We start from the raw sequence: 2,730 nt of genomic DNA, 5'->3' as shown, positions 1-2,730 counted from the left end.
GTCTCTCACTGGTGAGGCCGGACGCTTACAATCATCCGAGGGCATTTTGCTTCCAACGGTTCAGCCCGGACGCTTACCGGACGCTTACACTTGATCCGCCTTCCGCAGGAAATCGAATCGAGTCCTGGCGTCACACCCTCCAATTGATCCGGCTCTGGGTGGAATGAAAGGCGAACATGTAAAACGCCACTCAGCCATCTTGGCTGAGTGGCGTTCCTTATGGCCCAGATCACCCGTATCCGGAAAGCGCATACTACCGTCAAAAGTCCGGCAATGCGTCAATAAATACGATCACACTTTAGAGCTTCAAACGTTCTGCCACTTCTTGAATCAGTTCCAGATGCTGATCTATCGATGTAAATCCTATGCCTGCGGTCGAAATACTAGCGCCTGTCCCACCGGCATCCCGCCAGCGTTCAAGATCATCGATGATCATTTGCGCATTGCGAAAACCGGGCATCGGCCCCCGGTCGGGATCCTGGACCCATGCGGGGTTCATGAAATAATGTATGCCGAAGCCTTCTTCAGAACGCCCTTGCTGCGCAGCGATTTCGCGATAATCCGCAAGCTTCTCCAACCCATTCTCGATCGGGCTCGGGAATATGAATCCGTCACCCACCCGAGCGGCTCGGCGATATGCCGGCTTTGAATAGCCGCCAAGGAAGATCGGGATCGGAGATTCTGGCTGCGCCTTTGCCGATACACGATCCAGTTTGTGGTGTTGACCGTCAAAGCTTACGACGTCTTCGGTCCACAATTTCCTCAGGATCTCAATTTGTTCGTCAAGGATCTTTCCGCGAGCGGCAAAATCCACGCCGAGCGCCTGGTATTCAACATGGTTCCAGCCGCTGCCAACGCCCAGCGTGAGGCGCCCACCAGAAAGACGACTGACATCTGCCGCCTGCCTTGCGACGAGCGCGACCTGCCGCTGTGGCAGGATGATGACGCCGGTGATGAATTTGATCTTTTTTGTAATGCCCGCAAGATAAGCGAAGAGAGTCAGGGCATCCTCATAAGGAATATTCTCATCAAGAGCCGAGTTCGACAAAGGCAATGGCGGATCGCGGTCTTCCTGAACAGCACCAAGAACATGATCGTACATCAGGAGATGATGAAAATTCAGACGTTCGGCTTCCAGGCCGAATCTCCGAATAGCATCGGGATTACCCCCCAACTCAAATCCTGGATATAAAACTCCGACGTCCATTTGCATTTCTCCCATTAAGTTACGTGAGGGTTGGTTTCGATCGGCACCGCCGTTCAATTCCCCCCCCCGGCTGTGCCTGGCATGTACGCAATCCTACGCGACAGAAAATCCGTGGCTTGCGTCCCTTTCGAGCTGGGCAACGAGTCCGTATTCCCAATCGAGATAGGGCTGCATGACCGATTCCTCGATATCGGTAACGGCAATATTTGAGCAAGGCCATCCACAAGCTGTGCGCCTCCAACGCCGCTGGTCAGCATCGCCACACTCATTGGAACGGGTCTTCTTCACGCGGGCGCACGATTGCCGAAGCAGCTAAGTGCGGCGCGGGGTCAAGGTCAATGCCTCGTCGAATGAGGGCAGCGGGAATACCTTCCGCGCCCTCGCCCATGGCAAGCCCTGCTGCACAGGCCACCATGTCGGCCAGTTCAATGGCTGCGCGTGAAGGTTCCATGCCGCCTAGCGAAACGTAGCGCCCCTCGGCCATTGAAACGATCTTTTGCGCCACGATCAACGGATCAGCGAACTGTGGCACCAGAGATTGCAACACGTTGCAGAGAATTGGGGCCAACGCACACCCGGGTTTAATCTCGTGCAAGCTGTCTATTGGTAGTACATTCCGCACAACATCGACCCCAGGAAATTCAATGGTCAGCGGTCCACACTCGCCCCGCAATCCGTTTGACAATGCCATTAATCGCCAGACGGAGGCTTTGATGAAAAATACTTATCGTATTTTCCCGCCTCATCTTTGTATGAGTCGGCGTCGGCGAGCGGTGCAATCTTGCTTGTTATGTTGGGCCACTGGCCTGAGTATGTGTTGGCGAGCTCTACCCAGAATTCCGTGTTTGGCTGCGTATCTGGCAATATGGCCCCGGCGGGGCATTCTGCCTCGCAAACGCCGCAATCTATGCATTCATCCGGATTGATGATGAGCATCGTCTCGCCTTCGTAAAAGCAGTCGACGGGGCATACTTCCACGCAGTCGGTATATTTGCATTTGATGCAGTTCTCGGTAACTACATATGTCATGGAGGCATCCTAAGGCTATCAATTCTTTTAGTTGTGATCCGCAACCTGCGTCGCTTTTATCCACGGCCTGACCGTTCCCGCGTTCTGCCGATCAGGCCGCCTTCAGTCCATCAGGCCGTGCGCAGCCTCGGCTTCGGTAACCGTCCAGGTCTGGCCCTTGGCGAGCAGCTTGGTGAGGTTCGGCTCCTTGCCGGCGATCAGCTTGGCGCGTTCTTCCACCACCTGGCTTTCGAACGTGGGGCGCGGATCGTCGTAGATCACGCCGAGCGCCATCGGGAACGGGCCGAACGGCATTTCCACCAGCATGTGGGCGAGACCCCGGTTGCGCACGTTGTGCACCGCCACGCCGGCCGCCTTCCAATCGCCTCCGGCCACATCGACGACCTTGAGCGTCAGCGTGTCGAGATCGAGGGACAGGCCCTTGGTGCCCTTGGCAAACAGCAGCGGTTCGCCGTCGTTGCACCAGATCTGGTTGTCCGATGCCACCCCCTTGG

General features: G+C 56.0%; 3 protein-coding genes and 1 pseudogene. All 4 read right to left on the bottom strand.

What is annotated here, in order from left to right; all coding sequences use genetic code 11:
* Positions 1–298: 298 nt before the first annotated feature.
* The gene (locus tag IE122_RS18105) at positions 299–1,264 is read right to left on the bottom strand and encodes an LLM class F420-dependent oxidoreductase (protein WP_229814393.1); all 966 of its coding nucleotides are present in this window, start codon (positions 1,262–1,264) and stop codon (positions 299–301) included.
* Between the two features lie 208 nt (positions 1,265–1,472).
* Positions 1,473–1,898, bottom strand: coding sequence for a coenzyme F420-0:L-glutamate ligase (locus IE122_RS18100; RefSeq protein WP_268249034.1), 426 nt, complete (start codon positions 1,896–1,898; stop codon positions 1,473–1,475).
* Positions 1,898–2,236: a ferredoxin FdxA gene (gene fdxA / locus IE122_RS18095; protein ID WP_189622624.1), complete on the bottom strand. Its 339-nt coding sequence runs from the start codon at positions 2,234–2,236 to the stop codon at positions 1,898–1,900. The genes IE122_RS18100 and fdxA overlap by 1 nt, the downstream gene beginning before the upstream one ends.
* A 102-nt stretch (positions 2,237–2,338) precedes the next feature.
* Positions 2,339–2,730 (bottom strand): annotated as a pseudogene (locus tag IE122_RS18090) (2-oxoacid:ferredoxin oxidoreductase subunit beta); the annotation flags it as partial.

The sequence above is a fragment of the Novosphingobium colocasiae genome (assembly GCF_014652555.1).
Taxonomy (GTDB): Bacteria; Pseudomonadota; Alphaproteobacteria; order Sphingomonadales; family Sphingomonadaceae; genus Novosphingobium; species Novosphingobium colocasiae.
Note: the sequence above shows the minus strand (reverse complement) of the source record. Positions and strands in the feature narration are given on the sequence as shown.